Origin of the sequence: Thiothrix sp., assembly GCF_028714775.1 — a bacterium.
In the GTDB taxonomy this organism is placed as follows: Bacteria; Pseudomonadota; Gammaproteobacteria; order Thiotrichales; family Thiotrichaceae; genus Thiothrix.
Genome location: NZ_JAQTLS010000003.1, coordinates 1 through 25,568, shown reverse-complemented (window position 1 = coordinate 25,568; position 25,568 = coordinate 1). Strand labels below are relative to the sequence as shown.

Annotated in this window: 26 protein-coding genes and 3 tRNA genes; 14 read left to right on the top strand and 15 right to left on the bottom strand. The window is 52.7% G+C overall.

All coding sequences use genetic code 11. The annotated features are described in order from the left end of the window. Position 1: 1 nt before the first annotated feature. The 3 genes from PHE17_RS03080 to PHE17_RS03070 form a co-directional block, all read right to left on the bottom strand. Positions 2–547, bottom strand: coding sequence for a hypothetical protein (locus PHE17_RS03080; RefSeq protein WP_301014347.1), 546 nt, complete (start codon positions 545–547; stop codon positions 2–4). After that, positions 544–1,653 (bottom strand): cache domain-containing protein, encoded by a 1,110-nt coding sequence (locus PHE17_RS03075; RefSeq protein ID WP_301014346.1) that lies wholly within the window; start codon positions 1,651–1,653, stop codon positions 544–546. Before PHE17_RS03075 ends, PHE17_RS03080 begins: the two co-directional genes overlap by 4 nt. Before the next feature lie 84 nt (positions 1,654–1,737). After that, a complete protein-coding gene (locus tag PHE17_RS03070; RefSeq protein ID WP_301014345.1) occupies positions 1,738–1,905 on the bottom strand; it encodes a hypothetical protein in 168 nt (55 codons plus the stop codon). 276 nt (positions 1,906–2,181) lie between these two features. On the opposite strand from PHE17_RS03070, the gene PHE17_RS03065 reads away from it, so the two are divergent. Beyond that, positions 2,182–2,763, top strand: coding sequence for an SET domain-containing protein-lysine N-methyltransferase (locus tag PHE17_RS03065; RefSeq protein ID WP_301014344.1), 582 nt, complete (start codon positions 2,182–2,184; stop codon positions 2,761–2,763). Between the two features lie 3 nt (positions 2,764–2,766). Here PHE17_RS03065 and PHE17_RS03060 read toward each other — a convergent pair whose 3' ends face one another. Beyond that, complete coding sequence (locus tag PHE17_RS03060; protein ID WP_301014343.1) at positions 2,767–2,967, bottom strand: hypothetical protein; 201 nt, start codon at positions 2,965–2,967, stop codon at positions 2,767–2,769. A gap of 91 nt (positions 2,968–3,058) precedes the next feature. On the opposite strand from PHE17_RS03060, the gene PHE17_RS03055 reads away from it, so the two are divergent. From PHE17_RS03055 to pbpC, 10 genes are all read left to right on the top strand, one after another. After that, entirely contained in the window at positions 3,059–4,342 is a 1,284-nt protein-coding gene (locus PHE17_RS03055) for a BTAD domain-containing putative transcriptional regulator (protein WP_301014342.1), read from the top strand. Beyond that, positions 4,342–4,839 carry a phosphatidylglycerophosphatase A gene (locus PHE17_RS03050; protein WP_301014341.1) on the top strand — a complete coding sequence of 166 codons (498 nt, stop codon included), beginning with the start codon at positions 4,342–4,344 and terminating at the stop codon, positions 4,837–4,839. Before PHE17_RS03055 ends, PHE17_RS03050 begins: the two co-directional genes overlap by 1 nt. Positions 4,840–5,115: 276 nt before the next feature. After that, positions 5,116–6,534 (top strand): glutamate--tRNA ligase, encoded by a 1,419-nt coding sequence (gene gltX, locus PHE17_RS03045; protein ID WP_301014340.1) that lies wholly within the window; start codon positions 5,116–5,118, stop codon positions 6,532–6,534. 150 nt (positions 6,535–6,684) lie between these two features. Then, the gene (locus tag PHE17_RS03040) at positions 6,685–7,134 is read left to right on the top strand and encodes a CBS domain-containing protein (protein ID WP_301014339.1); all 450 of its coding nucleotides are present in this window, start codon (positions 6,685–6,687) and stop codon (positions 7,132–7,134) included. Positions 7,135–7,177: 43 nt separating this feature from the next. Then, a tRNA-Ala gene (locus PHE17_RS03035) sits at positions 7,178–7,253 on the top strand. 28 nt (positions 7,254–7,281) lie between these two features. Next, entirely contained in the window at positions 7,282–7,482 is a 201-nt protein-coding gene (locus PHE17_RS03030; RefSeq protein WP_301014338.1) for a hypothetical protein, read from the top strand. 21 nt (positions 7,483–7,503) lie between these two features. Continuing rightward, positions 7,504–7,579 (top strand) — tRNA-Glu (locus tag PHE17_RS03025). 49 nt (positions 7,580–7,628) lie between these two features. Beyond that, a tRNA-Glu gene (locus PHE17_RS03020) sits at positions 7,629–7,704 on the top strand. 126 nt (positions 7,705–7,830) lie between these two features. Continuing rightward, positions 7,831–12,717 carry an alpha-2-macroglobulin gene (locus tag PHE17_RS03015; RefSeq protein WP_301014337.1) on the top strand — a complete coding sequence of 1,629 codons (4,887 nt, stop codon included), beginning with the start codon at positions 7,831–7,833 and terminating at the stop codon, positions 12,715–12,717. Between the two features lie 2 nt (positions 12,718–12,719). Continuing rightward, positions 12,720–15,047, top strand: a complete 2,328-nt coding sequence (gene pbpC, locus PHE17_RS03010; RefSeq protein WP_301014336.1) for a penicillin-binding protein 1C — start codon at positions 12,720–12,722, stop codon at positions 15,045–15,047. 6 nt (positions 15,048–15,053) lie between these two features. Here pbpC and PHE17_RS03005 read toward each other — a convergent pair whose 3' ends face one another. The 8 genes from PHE17_RS03005 to PHE17_RS02970 form a co-directional block, all read right to left on the bottom strand. Further along, the gene (locus PHE17_RS03005) at positions 15,054–16,517 is read right to left on the bottom strand and encodes an ATP-binding protein (RefSeq protein ID WP_301014335.1); all 1,464 of its coding nucleotides are present in this window, start codon (positions 16,515–16,517) and stop codon (positions 15,054–15,056) included. Positions 16,518–16,556: 39 nt separating this feature from the next. After that, positions 16,557–17,258, bottom strand: coding sequence for a response regulator transcription factor (locus tag PHE17_RS03000; protein WP_301014334.1), 702 nt, complete (start codon positions 17,256–17,258; stop codon positions 16,557–16,559). A gap of 215 nt (positions 17,259–17,473) precedes the next feature. Next, on the bottom strand, positions 17,474–17,773 hold the full coding sequence (locus tag PHE17_RS02995) for a hypothetical protein (RefSeq protein ID WP_301014333.1): 300 nt from the start codon (positions 17,771–17,773) through the stop codon (positions 17,474–17,476). A 179-nt stretch (positions 17,774–17,952) separates the two neighbouring features. Next, complete coding sequence (locus PHE17_RS02990) at positions 17,953–19,107, bottom strand: cupin domain-containing protein (RefSeq protein ID WP_301014332.1); 1,155 nt, start codon at positions 19,105–19,107, stop codon at positions 17,953–17,955. A 2-nt stretch (positions 19,108–19,109) separates the two neighbouring features. Beyond that, positions 19,110–20,477, bottom strand: coding sequence for an adenylosuccinate lyase (purB, locus tag PHE17_RS02985; RefSeq protein WP_301014331.1), 1,368 nt, complete (start codon positions 20,475–20,477; stop codon positions 19,110–19,112). 82 nt (positions 20,478–20,559) lie between these two features. Then, a complete protein-coding gene (locus PHE17_RS02980; protein ID WP_301014330.1) occupies positions 20,560–22,032 on the bottom strand; it encodes a C1 family peptidase in 1,473 nt (490 codons plus the stop codon). A 53-nt stretch (positions 22,033–22,085) separates the two neighbouring features. Further along, positions 22,086–22,754 (bottom strand): carboxylesterase, encoded by a 669-nt coding sequence (locus PHE17_RS02975; RefSeq protein WP_301014329.1) that lies wholly within the window; start codon positions 22,752–22,754, stop codon positions 22,086–22,088. A 9-nt stretch (positions 22,755–22,763) separates the two neighbouring features. Beyond that, positions 22,764–23,126 carry a HopJ type III effector protein gene (locus PHE17_RS02970; protein ID WP_301014328.1) on the bottom strand — a complete coding sequence of 121 codons (363 nt, stop codon included), beginning with the start codon at positions 23,124–23,126 and terminating at the stop codon, positions 22,764–22,766. 95 nt (positions 23,127–23,221) lie between these two features. On the opposite strand from PHE17_RS02970, the gene PHE17_RS02965 reads away from it, so the two are divergent. The 3 genes from PHE17_RS02965 (at position 23,222) to PHE17_RS02955 (ending at position 24,321) form a co-directional block, all read left to right on the top strand. Next, positions 23,222–23,638: a BLUF domain-containing protein gene (locus PHE17_RS02965; RefSeq protein ID WP_301014327.1), complete on the top strand. Its 417-nt coding sequence runs from the start codon at positions 23,222–23,224 to the stop codon at positions 23,636–23,638. A 111-nt stretch (positions 23,639–23,749) separates the two neighbouring features. Further along, positions 23,750–24,013, top strand: coding sequence for a Uma2 family endonuclease (locus PHE17_RS02960; protein WP_301014326.1), 264 nt, complete (start codon positions 23,750–23,752; stop codon positions 24,011–24,013). Next, positions 24,010–24,321, top strand: coding sequence for a Uma2 family endonuclease (locus tag PHE17_RS02955; RefSeq protein ID WP_301014325.1), 312 nt, complete (start codon positions 24,010–24,012; stop codon positions 24,319–24,321). The genes PHE17_RS02960 and PHE17_RS02955 overlap by 4 nt, the downstream gene beginning before the upstream one ends. 6 nt (positions 24,322–24,327) lie before the next feature. On the opposite strand, the gene PHE17_RS02950 is transcribed toward PHE17_RS02955, so the two are convergent. The 3 genes from PHE17_RS02950 to PHE17_RS02940 form a co-directional block, all read right to left on the bottom strand. After that, the gene (locus tag PHE17_RS02950) at positions 24,328–24,747 is read right to left on the bottom strand and encodes a type II toxin-antitoxin system VapC family toxin (RefSeq protein ID WP_301014324.1); all 420 of its coding nucleotides are present in this window, start codon (positions 24,745–24,747) and stop codon (positions 24,328–24,330) included. Further along, entirely contained in the window at positions 24,744–24,992 is a 249-nt protein-coding gene (locus tag PHE17_RS02945) for a hypothetical protein (RefSeq protein ID WP_301014323.1), read from the bottom strand. Before PHE17_RS02945 ends, PHE17_RS02950 begins: the two co-directional genes overlap by 4 nt. A 120-nt stretch (positions 24,993–25,112) precedes the next feature. Further along, complete coding sequence (locus PHE17_RS02940; protein WP_301014322.1) at positions 25,113–25,325, bottom strand: UPF0175 family protein; 213 nt, start codon at positions 25,323–25,325, stop codon at positions 25,113–25,115. Positions 25,326–25,568: the final 243 nt, after the last annotated feature.

The window sequence follows — 25,568 nt, the reverse complement described above, 5'->3', positions numbered from 1 at the left end:
ATCACCAAAGGGGGTTGATGGAATTGAACAGGCGCATCGGCGCTGCCATGTGGTGTACGTCTTGGCGCATTTGCCCGACGCTCTGATCCATGGTTTGGAACGATTGGTTCATGTCCGTGACGTTATAGGCCATGCGGTTCATTTGCCCATTGATTTGCGACATATAACCATTCATGGCAGTGACATTGCCACTCATGTGGCTCATGTCGCCGTACAGTGCATCCATGTCACGCACGATGTTGGGCATGGCGGCAACGTTCTGGCGCATACTGTCCATGTTACGGCGCATGGATTCCATGTCATTGGTAATACGGGTGAAATGCGAATTCATCTTGCCGATGGCGGTGGTCAAACCGGGCAAGTTGAATGCCATGATTGCCACCATCAACGACATGCTGAACACTAACGCGGTGAACGCGATGAACGAAATCCGGTACAGCAGGTTTACCCGCTTGACGGTTTGGGTCTGGAGCGCCTGCTGCATCTGGAGGGTCTGTTGCAGGTTCAGCAAGGCTTGTGCCAGTTGCGTTTCCTGTTGCGGATTCATGCAGCGTTATCCTTGCGGTTGAATGCCCGCCCAAAGGTGACGTACAGGATGAAGCCAAACAGCAATAAGGCAAATAAGGAAAGGGTCAGGTTTTCTGCAATGGAACGGTTGGCTCCCGCCAGCAGGTCATCTTCCGGCGCGACAACCAGTAATTTCCAGCCTGCCGGTTGGTTAGGGAAATCCATCACGACCGGGATGTAACTGTCGCCGTTGAACGCGAAGGGCTGCGCTTGCTGCCCCTGTGTTTGCCGCTGGTATGCTTCGTTAACCCACGCTTGTTCGGGGTCGAGCATGGCAAGGGTTGGTAAGCGCCCGGCCTGTTGCGCAGCCGTGGCGGCGGCATCGAGTCCAAGGCGGGTGGGGTAAGCCACCAATTCCTGCTGGGCGTTGATGATCAGGGCTACGTCATGGTCGCCGAATGCCTGTTCCGAGAGGAAATCGGACAAGCCTTGCAAAGTAATGTCTGCTGCCAATACGCCCGCCAGCTTGTTTTGGGTATCGAAAAACGGGATGGAGGCGGTAATGCCCACCGCATCAATCGAGGCAAAACGGTAGATGCCCGACCAGTACACGGTTCCCGGTTTGCCGTCTTTGGCGCTGGCATACCACGGGCGGGTGCGTGGATCGTATTGGATGGGGGTTTCCGTGTGTGCCAATGCCGAGTAATCCGCTTGCCGGTACACCCGTTTCTCAAGCGGCGTACCGCTTCGGGTATCTAATACCCGTGTTGCCCAGCGCGGCAGGCGGTCAGCCTTGATGAAGTTGCCTTGGGTGTCGGCGATGTAAATGGCGCTGACCTGCGGGTTCAGTTCCAGTTGTTTCCAGAACAGTGGCAACCAATAGGTGTGGGCATCCGGCAAGGCTGTCCCGTTGGTGTATTGGGTCAGCACGGCGTCGGTTTTTAATTGTGTTTCCGTGGACTGCAAAATCGTGGTGGTACGTTGTATCACGATCTTGCCGATTTCTGTCATCATCCGGCTGGCAATGCCATTTGTCACCGCGTCAGCACGTTTGTATGCGCCTGTCAGGGCGAACACCAGTGCCCCTAGCAGTAAGGCGACGAACAGCAAGGCCACCACCTTACGTGAGGGTTTGATAAATTTCATTGAATACGTCCCGCAAGTCAAACGTAGCAAATGGTAACTATTTGACCCGCAGATTGGTAGCTTTTTAGCGCGGTGTTTGCCCCGTTAGAACTCTACATCTGGCAACACTTGGGTGAACACGTAAGCTACGCAACCAATACCGGGCGGGCACACAATGACGGGCAGCCAGTACAAGCGCCGGTGCTTACGGATCAAATGGGTGATGAGCGCCGCTTGGATTGCGACCATGGTGCATATAGCGAATATAGACATAGCAAGCCTCCTATGTGTGTTTATAATGGTTATTATTTGAGCTAATTGTAAGCAGGCAGTAGCAAGATGGGAAGCCCCTAAAGCTGGTCGAAACCTTGATAGCGTAAAATAAACCGCCCAATCCCTTCTTCCTTGAACCTTACTACATCCCACTCAAACGTTTCAACGGTATTGCGATACTGTGGGTTGAGGATGTAAACCTCAGCAGTGATGTGTTCACTGTTAGCTATGACCGCAGTGATTGAAAAACGTTCACGTATCAGCAGGAGGAATACCGTGAAAAAGAGACTTGCAACCCCGAAATTACGGGTGGATAACACACATAAGTACGGCACTGGCGTTTTCGCGGAAGAAGACATTGCGTCTGGGCAAATCGTGGCTACCCTCGGTGGGGAACGCATCTCGCTCAGCCTCGTGGTTGACCGAATCTGCCAAGGTGAGGAGCGTAGGGACGACCCGCTGCAAATCGGGCTAAAGACCTACCTTGATTTGGATGCGCTGTTGCGCTCATTCAACCACAACTGCGATCCCAATTGCGGTGTAAAACGCACCAGCGAATTGTTCGCGTTAAGGGACATCCGCAAAGGCGAAGAGCTGACTTTCGACTATTCAACAACGGTTGCGCCGACAGATTGGACGATGAATTGTCAATGTGGCGCGGCGCAATGCCGCCAGCGCATTGGCTCCATCTTGACGCTTTCACGCCCCGCGCTTGAACGCTACAAGCAAGCGGGAGCCTTGCAGGATTACATGAAGCGCTTGTTAAAGCGGATAGAGGGCAATGGTGGCAACTACACACTGCCCCAATACGAACGCGATGCCAACGCGAAAGTCCGCTTTCTCAACGCACGCTGTTGAGGGTTATTTTTTGAGTTTGGTTGGAATGATGACGGGCGCAGGCATTACTTTCGCTCGTTGCGTACTCACGGAAGCAACTTGCGGTTGGGCGGCTTGCACCTTGTCGGTTGGTTTGGTGGAAGTGTTCACGCCAGCACCAGCAATCAGCGCTGTCAGGATAAAGCCAAGGGTAATGGGGTCGGCAAAGCCGCGCATTTTTTTCATGGGGAGCACCTCGTTTACATCTGTTACAATTTTCCGAATGGGCGCAGGATACCCTCCCTGCGTCAACCGATAGTCAAAGTCAAAAAAGCGGATGCAAAAATTTAAATTAATGTTGTTTGGTGGTTTTCGTTTGGTGAAAGCCAGCGGTGAACTGGTCATGCCGAGCGCCCGTAAGTCCAAGGCGTTGCTTGCGTGGCTGGCAATTAACCCCGACCAACAACATCCCCGTGAAAAGCTCGCTGCGGTTTTATGGCCTGACAGTGATGAAGTGCAAGGGCGGCACAGTTTGCGCCAAGCTTTGGGGGAATTGCGCAAAATCATGCCTGATGACACTGGCCCTTTGCACGCGACCAAAGATTGGTTGCTGCTTGATAGCCAACAGATGGATGTTGACGTGGTGCGTTTCAATGCCGCACTGGCGCGAGGCGACGACGCATCATTGGACGAAGTTATTGAGTTGTACAAAGGGGAGTTTCTGGAAGGCTGCAACCCGCACTCGGATTCGTTTGACGAATGGCTGGCAAGCTACCGCAATAATTACAGCGTGCGGGCTTCCACCGCGATTGAACAGCGTTTGGCAAGTTTGCTGGCACTGCAAGACTATGACCGGGCTAGTTACGTTGCGGTAAGGTTGCTGAACATTGACCCTTTACAGGAAAGCGCTTACCGCGCCTTGATGAGGGCTTACGCAGGCTTGGGAAATTATGCCACGGCATTGCGCTGGTACAGGCGCTGCCGCACCGTATTGCAACGCGAATTGGGGGTTGCCCCTGATCCCTTGACCCAGGCATTGCATGATGAATTATTGCTGGGAAGGGAGGGGGACGAGCCTGCACTTATTGGGGCGAAGCCCGAGCCGCAAAAAACCTGCCGCCGCCCATCCTGTAGGCTGGATGTTAGCCCGCTGACTGCGGCAGGAAATCCGGTATCTTACCGCGAGCGCATCCTCTATTGGTTCACAACTGCCATTGACGGCATTTTGGATAATATCGGTGGGCAAGGTTTTCTGCTCCGGGGGGAACATGCCGCCGAAAAAGCGGAGCTGGTCACTGCCATGATTGAATTGGCGGGTTCACGGGGTTTCTCTTGTTGCCGCCGCCAAATTCCCGATTTTGCCAATGCTGGGGATAATACGGCTTTACAGAAATTCGTCAGCGGTTCTTCGGAATGCCTGTTGAACCAGCCAGTCTTGTTGGTGGTGGAACACATCCACCTCGCCAGCATGGATACTTTGAAATTGCAGGCAAACTTGATTGCTGCGGCAGGCAATGGGGCAATCCTCTTGGTGATGACTTCTTGTTTTGAGGGCGAACCACTTGACCCGGTATGGCGTGGAGCCATGCGGGGTGCGCCGTTAACGACGATTGATTTGTAATGGGGAAAACCTTAGTGGATAACAACTTGCGCCGTACCGTTTTGGGTTCGCCCGTGCATTTTCTGGCCTTCGGCTTCGGCAGTGGTTTGTCGCCGAAAGCACCGGGAACAATGGGGACTTTGGCAGCAATTCCGCTCTATTTATTGCTGGCACATTTATCCTTGCTTGAGTATTTGCTGGTACTGGCAGTGATGTCGGTGGTGGGCATCTGGCTTTGCGGGGAATCGTCGCGGCGTTTGGGTGTGCATGACCACGGCGGGATCGTGTGGGATGAATTCGCTGGTTTCCTGCTGACGATGACTGCCGCGCCGCAAGGCTGGGTTTGGATTGCGCTAGGTTTTGCACTGTTTCGCTTGTTTGACATCTGGAAGCCGTGGCCTGTGCGCATTGCTGACCGTCAGATACACGGTGGCTTAGGTATCATGCTGGATGATTTGTTGGCAGGTGTGTATGCGTGGCTGTTGTTGCAGTTGGCGGCGCATTTTGCCGGAGCCTGAACAGCAAAAAGCCTTCCCGAAGGAAGGCTTTTAATAGGTAAAGCTTGTTATTATTATTGGACGCTTTGAGTGCCTACTTAATAAAAAGAAGGGGTGCAGCCCCTGTTATTATTCTTCTAACCCCTTTAGCCCTTAAACAGTTGCCAAGTATACGCAGGCGTACTGAATTGCAACTGAATGATTTGCTCATTTTTCATTCAGTTAGGCTTAAGGTATGTTTCACTCGGGTGAACTGTTAAACTTCACAACTTTCGTAAAGATCAAGAATTGGACGACATGAACGTTAGAACCCGCTTTGCTCCCAGCCCGACTGGCTACCTGCATATTGGTGGCGCACGTACCGCATTGTTTTCATGGTTGTATGCCCGCAAGATGGGCGGCACTTTCATCCTGCGGATTGAAGATACCGACCGTGAACGTTCCACCCAAGAATCCGTGGATGCCATCCTGCAAGGCATGGATTGGTTAGGGCTGGGTTACGACGAAGGCCCGTTTTACCAGACGCATTGCTTCGACCGCTACAAAGCCATCATCCAGCAATTGGTCGACACAGGTCACGCCTACCGTTGCTATTGCAGCAAGGAAGAGCTGGAAGCCATGCGCGAAGGGCAAATGGCACGCAAGGAAAAGCCGCGTTACGACGGGCGCTGGCGTGAACGTCAGGATGAAACGCCGCCGGAAGGTATCCAGCCGGTCATCCGTTTCCGTAACCCGCAAGACGGCGCGGTGGAATTCGACGACCTGATCCGGGGTAAAATTACCGTCAGCAATGCCGAGTTGGACGACCTGATCATTGCGCGTTCCGACGGCACGCCCACTTACAACCTCACGGTAGTGGTGGATGACATTGACATGAACATTACCCACGTGATCCGGGGCGATGACCATATCAACAATACGCCGCGCCAGATCAATATCATGCGTGCCTTGGGTTTTGAGCCGCCGAAATTCGCGCACGTACCGATGATTTTGGGTTCCGATGGGCAACGCTTGTCCAAGCGTCACGGTGCGGTCAGTGTGATGCAATACCGCGATGACGGTTACACCCCGCAAGCCTTGATGAACTACTTGGTGCGGCTGGGCTGGTCACACGGCGACCAAGAAATTTTCTCCCGTGAAGAGATGGTGGAGTTTTTCTCGCTGGAATCCATCAACCGTGCGCCCGCTGCCTTCAATGCGGACAAACTGCTGTGGCTGAATCAGCACTACCTCAAAACCTTGCCCGTGGAAGAGTTGGAAGCCCAATTGCAGTGGCATTTACAAACCCAAGCACTGGATACCAGCAATGGCCCGGCACTGGCAGACGTGATCAACGTCCAACGTGACCGCGCCAAGACACTGGTGGAAATGGTCGCCATGAGCCGCTACTTCTACGAAGATTTCAGCGCTTACGACGAAACCGCTGTCCAAAAGCAGTTCAAAGCCGACACTGCCGCTAACTTGCAAGTGGTGCATGATGAACTGGCAGCCTTGGCTGAGTGGAAAGGCGAACCGATCCATGCCGCGATCCAAGCAGCCTGTGAAAAGTTGGGGCTGAAACTGGGCAAAGTCGGCCCGCCATTGCGCGTTGCGGTAACGGGTGGCAGCTCTTCGCCGTCGCTGGAAATCACGCTGGAACTGATCGGTCGTGAACGCAGTTTGGCGCGAATCCAGCAAGCTGTGCAGTTTATCCGGGCTAGTGCTGCCACTGGGTAGTCCATCCCTAAAGGTCAGTATGGTTGTGGGGGTATTTTCGTGTTATGTTCATGCAGCGTCTGGCTAAAATTAACGGTCAGGCGCATAGCGTGGGTTTGCCCCAAGCCCCGGTTCGAGGATACATTACAATCCGTATAGAGAGGAGAAAGCATGAAAGTCAAAGACATCATGAATGTAAACGTTAAAACCGCCAAAGTAAGCACGCCAGTACGCGATATTGTGGAAATCATGTGCTTTAATAAAATCAGCGGCTTGCCTGTTGTTGATGACAATAATAATGTCGTTGGCGTTGTGTCAGAAAAAGACGTGCTGCGGAAAATGTTCCCGGACATCGCTGATGTTGCCAAAGAAGAAGGCGTTCCTGATTTTGAGCGTATGGAAAAAAGTTACAGTGATGCGCTGTCGTTAAAAACAGGGGACATCATGAGCCGGTTGGTAGCCTCTGCGACTGCCGATATGCCCGTTATGAAAGCTGTTTCCATGATGTGCGTGCAGAAAATCCGCCGTATTCCAGTGGTCGAAGGTGGCAAGTTATTGGGCATCATTAGCTTGGGCGATGTGCACAAAGCAATTTTTGCAAATTCATTAAAAGCCTCTTGACAGGAAAGGCGGGTTCCTTCAGAATTCGCCTCTCTTTCGCCGTGGGGCTATAGCTCAGCTGGGAGAGCGCTACAATGGCATTGTAGAGGTCAGCGGTTCGATCCCGCTTAGCTCCACCAAAATTTGATTGATGCGAGAGGTTTTAGTATGGATCGCATTGGTCGTTACAGTTTGATTCTGGGTTTAGTGCTAACCATTGCCGGACTTGTATTAGGGTTTGGTTTTATGTTCGCAGAACAAGACGAACTGGCGAAAATGTTTTTGATGGTTGTACCACTCGGCTTCTTAATTTTGTTTGCCGGTTTGTCAACTGTCGTGTTGTTTTCCCCTCGGGGTGACGGCAAGTAAGTTTAGGTAGTTTTATACAGCGACCCTATCATCTAGTGGCCTAGGATATCGCCCTTTCACGGCGAGTACCGGGGTTCGAATCCCCGTAGGGTCGCCACTTTTTATTAAACATTGCTCACACTGGCAGTGTTGTAGGTTCAAACAGCGACCCTATCATCTAGTGGCCTAGGATATCGCCCTTTCACGGCGAGTACCGGGGTTCGAATCCCCGTAGGGTCGCCACTTTTCTCTTTCTTGGCTTTTCCGCCTGTCGAATTCTTCACTTTGTTGTAACTTTCCCATTCCGCAAAAGTCTATAATGCAGATACATAACCGCCTGTCTGCTGGCTACAAGGATGGAGAATAACAATGGGTCGTCAACTTCGCCGCAACCTTTCGCTGCTGTTTTTATTGCTTTGCTTGGTAGTCGTTTGGCGACCCCTTGCGTGGGCGGAAGATAATGCCCCCGCAGCCGCTGCTACCCCGCCTACCACTCTGCCTGCTCATACCAATGAGGAACTGCTGACCCAGATGTTAGCGGTCGATGTGTCAGAACGCGCACTGGATACCAGCCCTGCGCTTGCTATTACCTTTTCGCAGGATGTGGAGCCAACCGCCGATTTTACTTCTTTCATTACCGTGACTGCCGGGGGCAAGGGCGTGGAAGGGGCATGGGTGTTAGCCAGTGAGCCGCGCCGCCTGTATTTCAGTAATATCCAGCCGCAAACTGCTTACCGGGTGCAAGTCAGGCCGGGGCTTGCCAGCAAAAACGGGTTGCAGTTGCAGAAACCCGTGGATATGACGGTTACTACCCGTGATGTGCAGCCTGCTTTCGACTTTGCTACCCGTGGCAGCATTTTGCCCGCCAAACTGACCACTGGCTTGCCAATCCGCGTGGTGAATGTGCCGGAACTGGATATGGAATTCTTGCGCGTCCAGCCTGACAAGCTGCCGGAGGTGTTGAAAAGCGTTACCTTGGGTGATGGTGTGCGGCAGTGGCAATTGGAAGAAATCCATGCAGTGACGGAAAGCGTGTTTTCCAGCCGTTATGCGACTGATGCCAAACCCAATGCCCGTACTACGGTGGTGATTCCGGTGGAAAATATCCCGGAACTGCAAACGCCCGGTTTGTATTTTGCGGTGATGCGCCAGCCGGGGCGTTTCGGGGATGATGCCTTCCGGGTTACGCCGTTCGTTGTGACCAATATTGGTTTGCATGTGCGCCTTTATGCGCGTGGGGTGGAAGTATTCGCCAATGCGTTGGATACGGGCAAGCCGTTGGCAAACGTCAAACTCAAGTTGCAGGGCGAAAAAGAGCCATTGGAACTGACGACCGATGAGCAAGGCCATGCAAGTTTTGTCCATCGTCCGGCAGGCAATTTGTTGCTGACTGCGGCTTTGGATCAGCAGTTTACTTTCTTGGATTTGCGGGAAGCAGCCTTGGATTTGTCGGAATACCCCGTCACGGGGGCGACAGACCAGCCGATTGCGCCTTTTGTTTACAGTACCCGTGATTTGTTCCGCCCCGGTGAAACCATGGATTTGTCGGTGCTGTTGCGCGACCGTGATGGACGCCCGGTATCCGTCAACAACCTGAACTTACGCATTGTGCGGCCTGATACTAAGATGATGCTGGAAGAAAATCTGACTGCCAGCAATTCGGCGTTGGGGTTCTTTGCTTATCACCTGCCGATCCCAGCAGATGCACCGACCGGGGCGTGGAAAGCCGAAGTGCGCATCAATAGTAAAGACGAAGCAGCGATCAGCAGTTTTGGCTTCCATGTTGAGGATTTCATGCCCGAACGCATGAAACTGGCGTTGAAAACTGAAGATAAGTTGCTGACCCTTGGTGAAAAACTGGTGGTGGCAGTGCAGGGCGATTACCTGTATGGCGCTCCAGCGGGCGGTAACAAGTTTACTTCGGTGCGTACCATTGCGGTGAACCGTCATCCTTTGGATGCGTTTAAGGATTATTTCTTTGGTGATCCGGCAGATGAAAAGCTGATCGGGCGCGAAGATTTACCGGAACTCCAACTCAATGACACGGGCGGTGCATTTTTGGAAGTTCCTCCATTGGCTGGCAAGATCAATTCCCCTTTGACCCTGAGCGTTATTGGTAGCTTACATGAAACCGGGGGGCGCACTGTTACCCGTAAGCTGGATGCACCTTTCTGGCCTACCCAAAATCTGGTGGGTATCCGCCCGCTGTTTGCCAGGGATATGGTGAATGGGAATAGCGAAGCGGGCTTCGAGCTGGTGCGTGCCACTGCCGAAGGCCAGCCTGCTACAGGTGTGAAACCGTTGGCGGTGACGCTGGTGCGGGAAGAGAAGGAATACTTCTGGGAATACAACGATTCCGAAGGTTGGCAGCGCAAGGATGTTGTCAGCGAATACCCTACCGTGCAGAAGAAAATTCAGTTGGATGGCAAAGGCCATGCCAATGTCGCTTTCGCGGTGCAGTCCGGTGCTTATCGGCTGGAAGTGGAAGATGCCGAAACTGGGCTGAAGTCGGTTTACCCTTTCCATGCAGGTTGGGATTGGGAGCAAGAAGGCAACACGGCGGCGCGTCCTGACCAAATTGAACTGGCGCTAGATAAAGCAAGTTACCGTGCGGGTGAAACTGCCAAGCTGAAAATTACCCCACCTGCGGCGGGTGAAGCGATTGTCGCGGTGGAAGGTGAGTCGCTGTTGTGGTCGCAACGGGTCAGCTTGCCTGCTGAGGGTATGACGGTTGACATTCCGGTCGATGCGTCTTGGAACCGCCATGATTTGTATGTCACGGTGACGGCGTTCCGCCCTGCCAGCAGCCAGCAAAAGATTGCCCCTAACCGTGCTTTGGGTGTCATTTTCCTGCCATTGGATCGCAACGAGCGTAAATTGAACCTTGCGATTGAGGCAGTGGATAAGATTCTGCCGGAACAAACCGTGAGTGTGACCGTGGCCTCCGACAACTTGGCGGGGCAACCTGCGGTGGTGACACTGGCAGCGGTGGATGTGGGTGTATTGAACATTACCAATTTCAAAACGCCTGACCCGTTTGCTTTCTATTTCGCGCAACACGCTTATGGCGTTAATTTGCACGATGCTTACGGCAAGATTATCGAGAGTGTCGATGGCAAACCGTTACGCCAGCGTTTTGGTGGGGATGCCGGTATGCACCGGGGCGGGGTATTGCCACAGCCGGGAGTACAGATTGTTTCGTTGTTCAGCGGTGCGGTGCAGTTTAATAGTGAAGGTAAGGCGAAAATTGACCTACCGATCCCCGGTTTCGATGGCACGTTGCGGCTGATGGCGATTGCGGCTTCCAACGAGCGTTTCGGCAGTGCTGAGCGTGACATGAAAGTGGCATCCCCAGTGGTAGCGAGTATGGCTGCGCCGCGCTTTTTGGCGACTGGCGATAGCGCTTCCCTGACGGTGGATTTGAACAATACCAGCGATACCACGCAGGTTGTGAAGCTCAAGCTGGAAGCGGATGCCGCACTGGCTTTTGCGCCCGTGACGCAGGAGGAGACCCTCACCAAAGGCCAGCGCAAGACTTTGAGTTTTCCGCTGGCAGCGCAGCAAGCCTTGGGTGTTGGAAAGGTAAGCCTCGAATTGACAGGTAAGACTTTTACCGCGCACCGTCAAGTGTCGGTGGCAGTGCGTCCGCCCTATGCGGCGAAACATGCTAGTCAAACCCGCGAACTGAAGCCGGGCGAAGTGATGGAATTGAATGCCGCCACCTTGCAAGGTTTCATGCCCAATGGCTTGAAAACCAACTTGAGCCTCTCCGCTACCCCGGTATTGCCGATGCGCAGTGCTTTGCAGGGCTTATTCGAGTATCCGTATGGTTGTTTGGAACAGACCACCAGTAGTGCGTGGCCTTACCTATTCTTGGAAGCGGGGGTTGCTGACCGTCTGGGGTTGGAACCGCTGGCAATGAAGGAGCGTAATACCCGCGTCAGCAGTGCATTGTTACGTTTGGCGGGGATGCAATTGTCCAGTGGTGGCTTTAGCTTGTGGGGCGATTACGGGGAAGAAGAGTACTGGTTGACGCCTTACGTGACCGATTTCCTGCTGGATGCGAAAGAGCAAGGCTTCGTTGTGCCAGAGTGGTTGCTGCAACGCGCCCTCAAAAATTTGCAAGAACGTTTGCAGGAAAACGAGCGTTACATTGATAGCCGCTATGAGTTTTCCGAAGTGCCGGAACACCTTGACCTTGCGGCGCGTGCTTACGCGGGGTATGTGCTGGCGCGGGTTAAGCAAGCCCCTCTGGGGACGTTGCGGGTGATGTATGACAAAGACCTCGGCAAGGCCGCATCCGGCTTACCACTGGTGCATTTGGGCTTGGCGCTGAATGCGATGGGTGACGGCAAGCGCGGCAACGACGCTATCCAGAAAGGTTTGGGTTTGGTGCGTGACGACAAGCAATACATGGGCGATTACGGTAGCCAGTTGCGTGATGAAGCAGCAATGCTTTACTTGTTGTTGCGCCATAAAGTCGATGTCCCACAGCAAGCGGCACGTATCAAACATTTGGCTGACTTGCTGCATAACCGCGCTTATTTCAGTACCCAAGAACAGTTGTTTACCTTCTTGGCAGGCTTGAAAGTGCAGGAAAAAGCCAAGGAAGGCTGGAAAGCCAAACTGAGCGTTGCCGGTAGCAGTGTTGACCTGTCAGGCACTGGCACAGGCAGCCGAGCTTTGAATGCCGACGACCTGCCCAAAGGTATCAGCATTGCTTCGGCAGGTAATAAGCCGCTGTACGTCGATGTGTCGTTGGATGGCTACCCCACTGCCGCACCAACGTTGGATGGCGACCCGATGGAAGTGACGCGCGAGTGGTACAGCATGAAAGGCAAGCGCGTACAGCCGCAGGACATCAAGGCGGGGGATTTGTTACTGGTGCATTTGCTGGTGAGCAGTAAAACCGCCATCAATGATGCGTTGGTGGTTGACCTTGTGCCTGCGGGTTTCGAGTTGGAAAACACTAACCTGAGCGATAACGAATCCTTGCAAGCCCTGCAATTGGAGGGCATGGATAAACCCGTTACCGAGTTGCTCGATAGCAGCACCCTGCGTACCCAAGAGTTCCGCGATGATCGTTACATTGCCGCGCTGCCGCTGGAGGCGAAAACTCGCCACCACTTGTTCTACATGGTGCGGGTGGTTTCTGCTGGGAGCTTTACGGTTCCTGCGCCAACGGTTGAAGATATGTACCGGCCTGAATTGAATGGTGTGGGTGTGGCTGGCGGTACGTTGTTGATCAAGCCGTAGTGATGTGGCGGCGGGGCGTCCGGTATGGCTCGGGTGTATTGTTGGCGGGGACGGCGCTGTGTTTGCTGTTCCTATTTGCAGATTGGGCATGGCCTTTGCCCGACCCTGATCGGGTGCGCAGTGTTCTGATTCTAGCGGAAGACCGTACCCCGTTGCGGGCTTTTGCTGACAGTGCGGGAGTATGGCGTTACCCAGTAACGTTGGATGAGGTTTCCCCGCTTTACGTGGAAGCCTTGCTGGAATACGAAGACCGCTGGTTTTACCAGCATCCCGGCATCAATCCGCTGGCCTTGGCAAGGGCAGGGTGGCAATGGTTGGTGAATGGCAAACCCGTTTCCGGTGGCTCCACTTTGACCATGCAGGTAGCGCGTATCCTTGACCCACATAGCCGTGACGTGGGCGGCAAATTCCGGCAAATGTTCCGCGCCTTGCAGCTTGAATGGCATTACAGCAAAGACGAAATCCTTACCTTTTACCTGAATCTGGCTCCCTTTGGTGGGCCAATAGAAGGGGTGCAAACCGCCAGTTTTGCGTGGTTACACAAATCCGCCCAATCCCTGAGCCATGCGGAAGCCGCTTTGCTGGCAGTCTTGCCGCAAGCCCCTTCGCGTTTACGCCCCGACCGTCATCCCGAAGTGGCACAACAATACCGCGATAAAGTATTGCAGCGGATGGCAGCGCAAGGCATTTGGTCGGAAGAAACGGTGGCGGATGCGGCTTTGGAACCCGTAGTGCGTTCGCGTTTCCAGCAGCCGTTAATGGCTCCGTTATTTGCCCAGCGCATGAAAGCCCGCGCTTTTGCGGAAAACCGCGCACGCTTACAGACCGCTTTGAGCGCCAATATGCAATGGGCGGTGGAAAATGTGGTGCGTACCCGCCAAAACGCTTTGCCGGAAAAATCCTCTATTGGGGTGTTGGTGGTGGAAAATCAGACGGGGTATGTGCGTGCGTATGCCGGTTCTGCCGATTTCCACAGTGCCGAGCGCTTTGGGCATGTGGATATGGTGCAAGCGTGGCGTTCCCCCGGTTCTACCCTGAAGCCTTTTTTGTACGGGTTGGCGTTGGATGAAGGGCTGATCCATTCCGCCAGCCTGTTAAGCGATGTACCGATTAAGTTGGACGATTATGCGCCGCAAAACTTTTTCCGCCATTTTTCCGGGGCGGTGAGCGTGACGCAAGCTTTGCAGCAGTCGCTGAATGTTCCGGCAGTGGATATGTTGCAGCGCCTGACGCCAGCGCGTTTTGTCGCACGCCTGCGTAATGGTGGGGTAGAAATCCGCTTTCCCGAAAATACCGCGCCTAACTTGAGTGTGATTTTGGGCGGTGCTGGCACACGGTTGGAGGATTTGGTACGCGGTTTCACGGCCTTTGCGCGGAATGGCATCAGTATTGCCCCGCGCTTTGTGCCTGACGACCCGGTGGTGGAGCGGCGTATGCTGTCGGCGGGGGCTGCGTGGATTATCCAAGACATACTGCGGGGCGTCGAACCGCCGGAAGGTTCGGTTAACCCGGAGGGCATTGCATGGAAAACCGGAACCAGTTATGGCTTCCGCGATGCGTGGGCGGTGGGGGTAAGTGACCGTTATACCGTCGGCGTTTGGACAGGACGGCCTGATGGCACACCCTTGCCGGGCAGTTTTGGTGCACATGCTGCTGCCCCAATCTTATTTGATATTTTCCGGGCGCTGCCGAAAGCCCGTGCCAGCAATAGCCGCCAGCGTCCACCCGATGTCAGCAGCACGGATATTTGTTGGCCTTTGGGGGAAAGTGCGGCGAATACCCCCGCAGAACATTGCCATGTGCGCCAACAAGCATGGGTATTGGATGGGCATATTCCCCCCACCTTGCCCAACCTGCAAAAGGACTCATGGTCTGCGCGATTGCAGACTTACTGGATAAACCCGCAGACAGGGCTGCGCGTGACTGCTGACTGTACCGCCCCGCAACGTTTGGAGCACACTTTTGCCCAATGGCCGGTGGAATTGTCACCGTGGCTGGTAGATGCCTTGTTGGATAAGATGCGTTTGCCCGCCTTTGATGCCAGTTGCCCGCCGGATATGCGTTTGCAGGCTGGGAAGGAGTTGCTGATCCGCCATTTGGACGCCAGTACCCGTTTGTATTTGCAAGCGCGGGGTGTCAGCATCGACTTATTGGCGGAAGGCGGGCAAGGCCGTTACCTGTGGCTGGTCAATGGGGATGTGGCAGGTGTGGATGAGGGACATAAGGGGCTGCGCTATACGTTTACGCAGCCCGGTGATTATGATTTGGTAGTGCTGGACAGCGCTGGCGCGGTAGATAAAGTATCCATCCGCGTGATTAGCCCGCCGTAAGCTGACTCAGATCGGCAGGTGTAAGCGCACACGCGCCCCGACATACGGTGAAACCAGCAGCTCAATTTTGCCGCCGATCGCTGAAATGATTTCGGTACTGACCGCTAGTCCAATGCCTTGCCCGTCAGTCTTGCTGTCTTCGCGCACGCCGCGTTGCAACAGCTTGGCGGGGTTATCGGTTGGGAAACCCATGCCGTCATCGTCAATGTCGATGACCAGCATATTGTTTTCATGGTGGGCGGAAATTTCCACGAGGTCTTTGCAGAAGCGGCAGGCATTGTTCAGCAGGTTGCCAAACAGTTCCATCATGTCTTCGGCATCCATGCGGCATTTGGCGTATTCATCCACGTTGAGGCGGAATTCAAACGGCTTGTCGCGGTAAACCTTTTGCAGGGTATCACGCAGGCGGAACAATACCGGACGCACGGGTTGCGCCATCAGCATTGCGCCTTGGTTTGTGACCATTGCCTTGCGTAACTGGTGGGCAATAATTTCGTGCATCCGCTCGATTTGTATGCCCAACACCTTCAATCCCGGTGGTGCGTTCGGGTTGTTGCTGGCTTCCCGGTTCAACTGGTCAAGCTGGTTCTGCATCGCTGCCAGCGGTGTTTTTAGGCTGTGCGCAAGGTCGTCGAGTGAATCCTTGTAACGTTGTTTTTGGCCTTTTTCGTAACCCAGCAAGCCGTTCAAGGCATTCTTGATGGGGATCAATTCCTCGGGGTACTGGTCGCCGATGGTTTCTTTTTCGCCCGCTTCGATGGATTTGACTTCATCCTCAAACTCTTTGATCGGGGCAACCACCCAGAAGCTCAAGGCCAATTGGGCAATCAAGACCAGTACTGCGGAAAAGAACAACAGGATGGCAATGCTGCGGCGCATGGCCTGCATTTCCTTTTCAACGTCAGCAATCGAAATGCCGACGATAAATTGGTAGCTGCCATAGGGCTTCATGTAGAAGTTTTGCGCAGACAACAGGTATTCTTGGTTGTATAACTGTTGGCGTTGCGGGTTGCTCTCAAGTGCTTTCTTGTCTTTGGGGGGGCGTGGTTTTTTCTGCGAGAAAAAAGGCTTGAAGTTACTTTGATGGTCATCAAGATCAAAGTAGAGGAACTGGTCTGGATTGCTTACATCGTTAGGGTTTTTGGTGCTGGTTGCGCTCCAGACAACTTCGGAGGTTGAGGAGTCGATGACGTAAGAAAATTTCCCTAACCCAGGATCACGCAGCCCGTATTGGTCAACCATGTGTTCGACTTTGCCCTTGATTTCAGGGTCGTCGACTACCGAAAATTTGCCATCCTGAAATTCCAAATAGCCCAGCACATTGTAGGAAATTTCAGTCAGTTCATCTTGTTTCTGGTCAATTTTATAGCGATAAGAAAACCAGTGCAGCATACTGCCGAGCATCACGATACCGACCATGATGACACCAAAACCACTGATTAATTGCCGACTTCTTAATGATCTGATCATGATTTGGACTTTTTGGGGTTGTTCGGTGCTCAGCCCGCCCTAGCTACGCGACAGGGTAAAGCGGTAGCCGCGTCCACGCAGGGTTTCAATCGGCTTGAGGCTATCTTCAGGGTCAAGCTTGATGCGCAAACGGCGGATAAAGACCTCAATGACGTTACTGTCACGGTCGGCATCTTCTTCATACAGGCTGTCTGTCAGGCGTGTTTTCGACACGACTTCACCCGCATGGAGCATCAGGTGTTCCAGCACCCGGTATTCGTAAGCCGTTAGGGTGATTTCGTCATTATTGACGTAAACACGCTGTTCGGACGTGTTCAAGCGGATTGGGCCGCAGCTCAGTTCGGCTTGTGTCCAGCGTCCTGTGCGCCGAAGTTGGACACGCAAACGGGCAATCAGTTCTTCCGTGTGGAACGGTTTGGTGACGTAATCGTCAGCCCCGGCTTCCAACCCTTCAACCTTGTGCTGCCAGCGGTCGCGGGCGGTCAGGATGATGATTGGATAGTCCTTATTTTTCGCCCGGACGGTGCGGATGATTTCCAGCCCCAGCTCGTTGTTGACCGCAGCGCCCTTGGTACTGGGTAGCCCTAAGTCAATGACGGCGACATCAATAGGATACTCAAGGGCAACGTACAGCCCCTGTGAGTAGTCTGCTGCCACATCAACAGTGAAGCCGTTTTTCTTCAGGTCATCGGCCACTTGTTCGCGGATAATTTTTTCATCTTCAACTATGAGTACGCGCATAACAGCAATCTTTATGGTTAGTCAGCAAGCAAAATACCCTTCCCAGTCCGCTAAGTAGGTCGCGGCAACAGGTCAGCCCAAATTATACACTAGCTTATCCAGAATAAAAAACCATCATTATTATTTATCCCTAAAAACAAATGCCCGGAAAGTCCCTCAACTTCCGGGCATTCGCTTAAGCAAGCTACTCTGCTTGCCTGCCTAGTTTTTCGTCATCAATCACACGCCACCCGAATGGTCATGTATTCGCCAGTGAGTGATAACATACGTACAATGTGGCAATCCGGCGTGCTGGGAGATGGTTTTTCTTGCACGGACAGGATGCGCCCTTTGTACTTGTCGTTTACTGCGGACAAAATTCCGTCGCGGCTGATCGGATCGCTAGGATTCGAGCGCTTCATTGCAATTTTGTACTGTGAGTCCGCCGCATTCGCAATGGACGGAAGTGATAGTACCACTGCGCTGGCGACCATGAGGCCGCCCACAGCAATTAAAATGGATTTCTTGCAACCCATACGTTTCCCCTGTTAATAAAAAATCAAGCCATCATTTATTTCTATCAACATGATAGCCCCTCATGCAATATGTTGATAGAAATGTTTATGATGTTAGTCTATTAGGCTATGCCTGAATTTCCGATGAACGGTATATAATTTACTAATGAGGCCGCAGGGGTGATGCATATTTGTACATGCTATTCATTGATGTAAATCAAGCCTTCTTGGATTAACGTAAGGAAAAGATCGAGATATTCCTTGTTTTGCAGCAAGTCTTTATACCCCGCGTGCTTGTATTGGTTGCTGCTGCATAAGAAACGGACAAAATCAAGCTGTTCAATGGGCAAAATATGTTGCAGGCCATTCGTGAAAAAATAGATGTCGCTGCCAGATAAGAAATAAAGGAAGCGAATATTCGGTGTTTTCTCAAAGGTTTTTTTACGGGTAATAAGTTTTGCCAGCTCTGCTTTGCTGATGTCGCTAGGCTCTGGTGCTTCAGCATCGGCTTTTGGTTCGCTTAAATATTTGCCAAGCCATTTTTGTAAGGCGTGGGTATCCTGCGGCAATGCATCCAGCACGAAATCAATCAGGCGATCCATATCTGCTTCGGTCAATTCGCCCGGATGTTCCTGCAAACTGCGTCCCTCGTCACGGAAACGTTGCTGGAGGCGCGGTTCTTCCAGCAAATCATCCACCAGCTTTTCCAGCATGTCGGACTGCAAGGGGGCGCGGAAACCGACCGAATAGGTCATGCATTCGTTCAACGCCACGCCGTAATGCGGCACATTGGGCGGCAGGTAAAGCATGTCGCCGGGGTTAACGACCCATTCCTGTTCAGGCTGAAATTCACGCATGATGCGCAATTCAAGGTCAGGCAGGAAATTATCCGGGGTTGCGGGTTGGGTAGTGATTTGCCAGCGGCGTTGGCCTTGCGCTTGGATCAGGAACACATCGTAATTGTCCATGTGTGGCCCGACCGAACCGCCTTCCACCGCGAAGCTGATCATTAAATCATCTACGCGCCAGTCAGGGATGAAACGGAACGGTTCCATCACCGCTTTCAACTCCGGCAGATGCTGGTCGGTATCGTTGACCAGCAGTGTCCAATGCGTTTCCGGCAAATCGGCAAAACTGTCGTCATCAAATGCGCCATGCCGTACTTCCCACGGGCATTTGCCACCTTTCTCAATCACGATGCGCGAAGCGTCGGTTTCACACGCCAAGCCCGCCAATTCATCCTGCGTAATGGGGGATTGGAAACCGGGGAGCGCTTGCCGGATCAGCAGTGGTTTTTTCTGCCAATAATCACGCAGGAATTCTTCAACCGAAATATCACCAAACATACCGGACATAATTAAATCGCCTTGGCTTGTGCAGCCGCATTACCAATATAAGAAGCAGGGGTCATGGCAATCAGCGCATCCTTGGCTGCTTGCGGCATATCCAGCGTATCGACGAACTCACGCAAGCGTTCTGGGGTGATGCGTTGCCCACGGGTCAGTGCTTTGAGCTTTTCGTAAGGCTGTTCGATATTGTAACGGCGCATCACGGTTTGGATCGGTTCGGCGAGTACTTCCCAGTTGGCATCGAGGTCAGCCGCAGTGCTGGCGGTGTTGACTTCCAGTTTGCTGATGCCTTTGAGCGCGGATTGGTAAGCGATCAGTGAGTGCCCCAAACCTACACCAAGGGTACGCAAAACGGTGGAGTCGGTGAGGTCACGCTGCCAGCGGGAAATCGGCAGTTTTTGCGCCAGATGGGTCATGAGCGCATTGGCAATGCCAAGGTTGCCTTCGGCGTTCTCGAAGTCAATCGGGTTAACCTTGTGCGGCATGGTGGAAGAGCCAACTTCGCCCGCGATCACTTTCTGTTTGAAATGTCCCAGAGAGATGTAGCTCCACACGTCGCGGCAGAAGTCGATCAGGATGGTGTTGAAACGCACTACCGCGTCGAAGTTTTCCGCGATGTAATCGTGCGGTTCGATTTGGGTGGTGTAAGGATTAAAGCTCAAACCGAGCGAGGTGACGAACTGTTCAGCGGTGGCTTGCCAGTCAATGTCGGGGTAAGCACTGATATGCGCGTTGTAGTTGCCGACCGCGCCGTTGATTTTACCGAAAACTTGCCCGGCAACGATTTGTTGTTGCTGGCGTTGCAGGCGGTAAGCCACGTTTGCCATTTCCTTGCCCAGCGTGGTGGGGGTGGCAGGTTGCCCGTGGGTACGTGACAGCAGCGGAATGTCGGCGTAAGTGTGCGCCATCGTGCGCATGGCTTGTACGACATTTTCCAGTTGCGGTTGGATGACGCTTTCCATGCCGCCTTTGAGCATCAGCGCGTAAGACAGGTTGTTGATGTCTTCGGATGTGCAGGCGAAGTGGATGAATTCGCTGACCGCTTCGAGTTCGGCGACCCCGGCGATTTTTTCTTTCAGGTAATATTCGACCGCTTTCACGTCATGGTTAGTGGTGCGTTCGATGGCTTTGACCCGCAGCGCGTCGGTTTCACCAAAGTTGCTCAAGATGCTTTCGAGGAAGGTATTGGTGGCGGCGGAAAAAGCGGGGACTTCCGTCACTTGCGGGTGGTTGGCGAGCATTTGCAGCCAGCGGATTTCGACCAGCACGCGGTGGTAAATGAGGCCGTATTCGCTGAACCAAGGGCGTAACGCCTTGGTTTTATCGGCGTAACGCCCATCAGTGGGGGAAAGTGCGGTAAGTGCGGAGAGTTCCATGCCGTATCCTGAGGGTTGCTTCCAAAGGGGGGCAGTTTACCGCAAATTAGCGCACTTGGCAGTCTGCTTGTGGGGGATTTGCTTACGCTTGTTCCCAGTTATAGCCGTTCTCATCCGCCAGCTTTTCGCACAAGGCTTCCAGCGCAGTCAGGAACGCTTCCTCGTCGTCGGGGGTGACTTCAAAGGTGGTAAACGAGACATAGGTTCCGTTTTCGTCCTCATCTTCTTCCCATTCAATCGCGTAGTCGTCGTCGGTGGTGTGTTTGGAACAGAGTTTCTCTATCTTTCCTACCACCGTTTCGCCGTTTTCGGTATAGATGTAGAAGTCAGTTAAAATGACGGAAGCCTCTTCGGAATCGTCTTCCTCCGTTTTATCCTCGCTCTCTTCTTCGGTGTCTTCCTCCTCTTCTTCCTCAGTTTCGTCTTCGGATTCCTCGTCAGATTCTTCTTCGGCGTCGTCGTAACCTTCTATGCTGAAGTTGTAATTTTCATCATCCGCCCATTTTTTACAAAGCTCGTCCAGCTTTTCCAAAAATGTTTCAGGGTCGTCCAGTGATATATCAAAGTTGCTAATAATTGCGTAAGTAACACCGTCTTCTTCGCTTTCCTCGTAATCGAAATAGAACTCTTCTTCGTTGTCATATTTGTCACATAATTTTTCGAGGGCAGTGGCAAACTCTTCAACCTTTTCGGTGGCAACATAGAAGTCAAACAATTGGATGGAACCCTCTTCTGCAAAATAAGAGCCATCGTCATCGGATTCTATATCAGCGCTAAAATCCAAATCTTCCACGGATTTTACAACCCATGTGTCATGCCCATTGAGGTCTTCGTGGATGACATATTTATAGGGAATATAACAGTAACCGTTGTCGCCCCATTCGTTGCCCCATGAGTTCCGCACGATGAACATTTGGTCTTTGTCCAAGTAGCCAACGCACAGCATAGCGTGCCAACCGTGCTCTTCGCGCACTTGTTCTGCCTTTTTGGGGACGGGGACGCGCCCACGATTCTCAGTGGCATCGTCGAATGAGGTGAACGTATTCAGGCAAAACGCAATCGGGTAGCCCTCTGCCAGCGTGTGCCGATACAAATCCAAATCGGTTTCGACATATTCCGCTTCGGCGATTTTGAAACGCGCACCGTGTTGGTAGGCGTCTTCCACGGGTTCGGCAGTAATGGAATCTTCATCGTTGGGCCACAGGTCTTCGCGGCACGCCCCGTATTTTTTCAGCCCCTCAATGGCGGATTGCATGGAGGTTCCCTCGTCTTCCTCAACATCCTCGTCTTCAAGGCGGGCGTTGTAGTAAATGAACAGGCGGCTAACATCAGCCGCTTCCCCCAAATTGCGTTTGGCGAGGTATTCATACGCCCCAGCGCAGGCATTGGCTACGCAGCTATTACCCACTTGTTCTTCAACAGATGTCAGGTAAGGGCGTAAATCAACCTTGGGCGGCAAAGGCTTTTCAGCGGCACGCCCGACCTTGCGGCGTTTGGCATCTGGGGGTACAGCTCCGACACGGCAGCCGCCGATTCTGTTGTTACGTGGTTTCATACTAGCGTTCCGAATATGTTGAGTTAATGCGTTAATGCTAGCACATTCTAGCGTTATGTCGCGGCTAACAACCACGCACATAAACACCGCCCAATCTCCGCGATTTCTTCCGGGAATACATTATGCCCCAGCGGGTATTCTGAGTACGCGGGTTGGTAGCCTTTGGCACTCAGCCAGCGGTATGCCTTGAGTGCCAGCAACTCCGGCACGATGGAATCTTGCCTGCCGTGGAAAATATGGATCGGTAACTGCGCGTTGGCAGCATTGGGTTCGAGGGTATCCGCCGTGGCAAGGTACGTCGACAGCGCCAGCAAACCCGCCAGTGGTTGGGGGTAGCTCAGTGCCACGTGATACGCCACTGCGCCGCCTTGCGAAAAGCCCGCAATAACAATACGTTCGCTGGGAATGCCGCGTGCAATTTCGCGCCCGATCAGCTTGCCGATGTCGCGGGCAGATGTCTCCAGTTGCGCCACATCCACCTTGCGCTCAAGTTCCACTTCCAGAATGTCATACCACGCGGGCATCACATAACCGCCATTGACGGTCACAGGAATTGCGGGCGCGTGCGGGAAAATGAAACGGATGGCGAGTTCCGGCGGTAATCCCAATGCCGGGATGATGGGTTCAAAGTCGTACCCGTCCGCGCCTAAACCGTGCAGCCAGATGACGCTGGCAGTAGCGGGGGAGGTGGGTTCAACTTCGAAAGCAGGTAAATAGTCCATAATCGCTCCTTATGCCTTGGTTTGCAGTGCCACGCCGTCAAAGTGGATGCCCGCCCAACCGTGACGCATGAAGGTGCGGATATTGGCATGGTCGGTTTCGTCTGGCGTTGCCAGCACTTTGCGGTAATGTTCGCCGAAAAGGAGCAGCGTTTGCTGTTCGGAAAGCCCTTGCAGTTGCCCAAACGCGAATACTTTGCACGAGCCAGCGTTGGTTCCGGCGGGGCTGATGACGCAATCCTCACCGATGCCATTGCTGAAGGCTTGCGGGGTGTAGGTGTAATGCGCTTCGATGCTGGCGATCACGCTGGCGAAATCGAGTTGGGTGGGGTGGGTGGAAAGCTGGCTCAGCAGGTCGGTAATGCTTAAGTTCATTGGGGTTGGTTACTTTTTTGGGTTGTCGGTTGTAAGATTTGCAGCTAGGTGATTCTACATAATTTTTAACAATAACCCTATTGGGGAGGAAACCGATGTTCTTTCTTGTCTATGCAAGTTCTGCTGATGAATTGTTCTCACAGGCTGAGTTACTCGAATTGCTGGCGAAAGCCAGAGAAAATAATACCCGGCTGGGCGTTAGCGGGATGCTGCTCTACAAAGACGGCAACTTTATGCAGGTGCTGGAGGGTGAAGAGCAAACAGTGCGGGCGCTTTACACCAAAATAAGCCACGACCTGCGACACCGGGGACTGCTCACCTTGTTGCAGGGGGAACAGGCAGAACGGCAATTCCCCGATTGGTCGATGGGTTTCCATAATCTGGATGGGGAAGAGGCGCTGGCGATCCCCGGCTATAGCGACTTTTTGAATACCTCATTGATGGACAAAACGTTTTTTGCCAATCCTACGCGGTGTCAGAAACTGCTGGCGGTGTTTAAAAGGAGTATGTGAAGGCGAGCAGCATACAGTTTGATGCGCTTGCCGACCACAGCGTTTCCGTCGAGATGGCGACAGCTTGCCAGCCGTGCTATGTTCGGCAGTAGTGATTTAAGGACGTGAACCATGCCAGCGCAACCTGCTTGCCTATTGAGCGAAGCGGAATACCTCCAACACGAACGCCAAGCCGAGTTCAAAAGCGAATATTTGAACGGCGAAGTCTACGCAATGGCGGGAGCAAGTCGCGAACATAACCAGATTTCTACCAATCTGGTGGTTTCATTGGGGGCGCAACTGCTGGAAAAACCTTGTGGGGTGTACTCCAGCGATATGAAGGTCAGGACACGCACCGACAAAACCAACAAGTTCAGCTTCCCGATGTGGTTGTGACTTGCGGCGATGAGCGATACGAAGATGAAAACAGCGATGTGTTGCTGAATCCGCTGGTGATTATCGAAGTCCTGTCCGCATCTACCGAAGCCTATGACCGTGGGCTGAAATTCTTCCATTACCAACTGATCCCGTCTTTGCAGGAATACTTATTGGTGGCGCAGGACTATTGCCGCGTGGAAAAATACCAGCGGCAGGCGGATAAGCAGTGGGTCTATTCCGAGTGTCACGATATGCAGGATGTGGTGGAAATCAGCACGCTGCAATGTCGGGTGACGGTGGCGGATATTTATCGGCGGGTGTTGTGATGCACCTCACACAAACCAGTTTTCGATCTGCAAACCTAAAAAGCCGCTGAAATCATCCACATTACGGGTTACTAAAATCAGACCATGTTGATGAGCGGTGGCTGCAATCATGCCATCGGCAAATGCGGGCGATTGTCCAATTGCTGTTAAGCGAACCCGTTCTGTGGCGTGCCATTCTGCTGCTGCTTGCGTGTAGGGCAAAATGACCAAGCCAGAAAGCAGCAGGTCTTGAAAGTATGTTTCAAGTTGGCTACGTCTACGGGATAGTGGCAATCGTTGGCAGCCAAACATCAGTTCGTGCCAAACAACGCTGGCAGTAGCTACATGATGGCGTTTTTGTTGTAAGTGTTGCATTACCTTTGGATCGGGAATCGGGCGCGTCGACTCCGACAGGATATTGGTATCCAATAAATAGCGGATACTCACAATGCTACCTCTCGCCCTGTCGAACGGTCGCGGACATTGGCAAAAATGTCTTCATTGTCAGGGTAATCCGTGGGGGTCATGCTCTGGCGGAAACGCTGAATCGCTTGCCATATATCGGTAGATTCATTGGCGGCATCCACCTCTCGTACAGAGACTTCAATGGTTTTTCCGCTGAAAAGCAGTTGCAAGGCTTGCAGGAAGTTTTCGTTCAAGTCAGCCGGATTGAGTTTGTATAAGGTGTACATGGCTGTTGCTCCTGTGGAGTGGGTACAGTAACGATTTTCCTCACATTACTGTATTCGCCGCAAATCTTCCAGTTACGCATCCAGTGTTTCTAGTGAGAAATTAACCCGTTGGATGTTGTGCTACTGGCATTCATCAACCAGTGGGATGTTGTGCTGCTGGCATTCGGCGATGAAGGTATAATGGTCAGCACCTGCAAACTCGGATGCAGCACCTGCCGACAGGCTACCTTCTTGAAACATCATCAGCGCGGCATACAAAGTCATGCGTTTGCCAAATTCAGAGGCTGATTTATCAAGCAAGTATTGACTAGGTATTTGCAGGGTAATTTTCATGCAAATGTCTCGTCCTTTGTGCATATTTTAGTGATAATATTATTGTCCATACAGTGTGATAGCAACCAAAGTGGAGTTATGCAGGCTCACTCACAAAGGTAAAATAGCATTCTAATCCTCTGTACACGACAATTTTCCTAATCAGCGGTTTTCAGCAGCAAGGTGACATTGCCATTTGCCTTAGCGATTAAGTTTGGAGGCCATAAAAACAGCATCCACAAGCGGAGGTTTTCTGCCACTGCA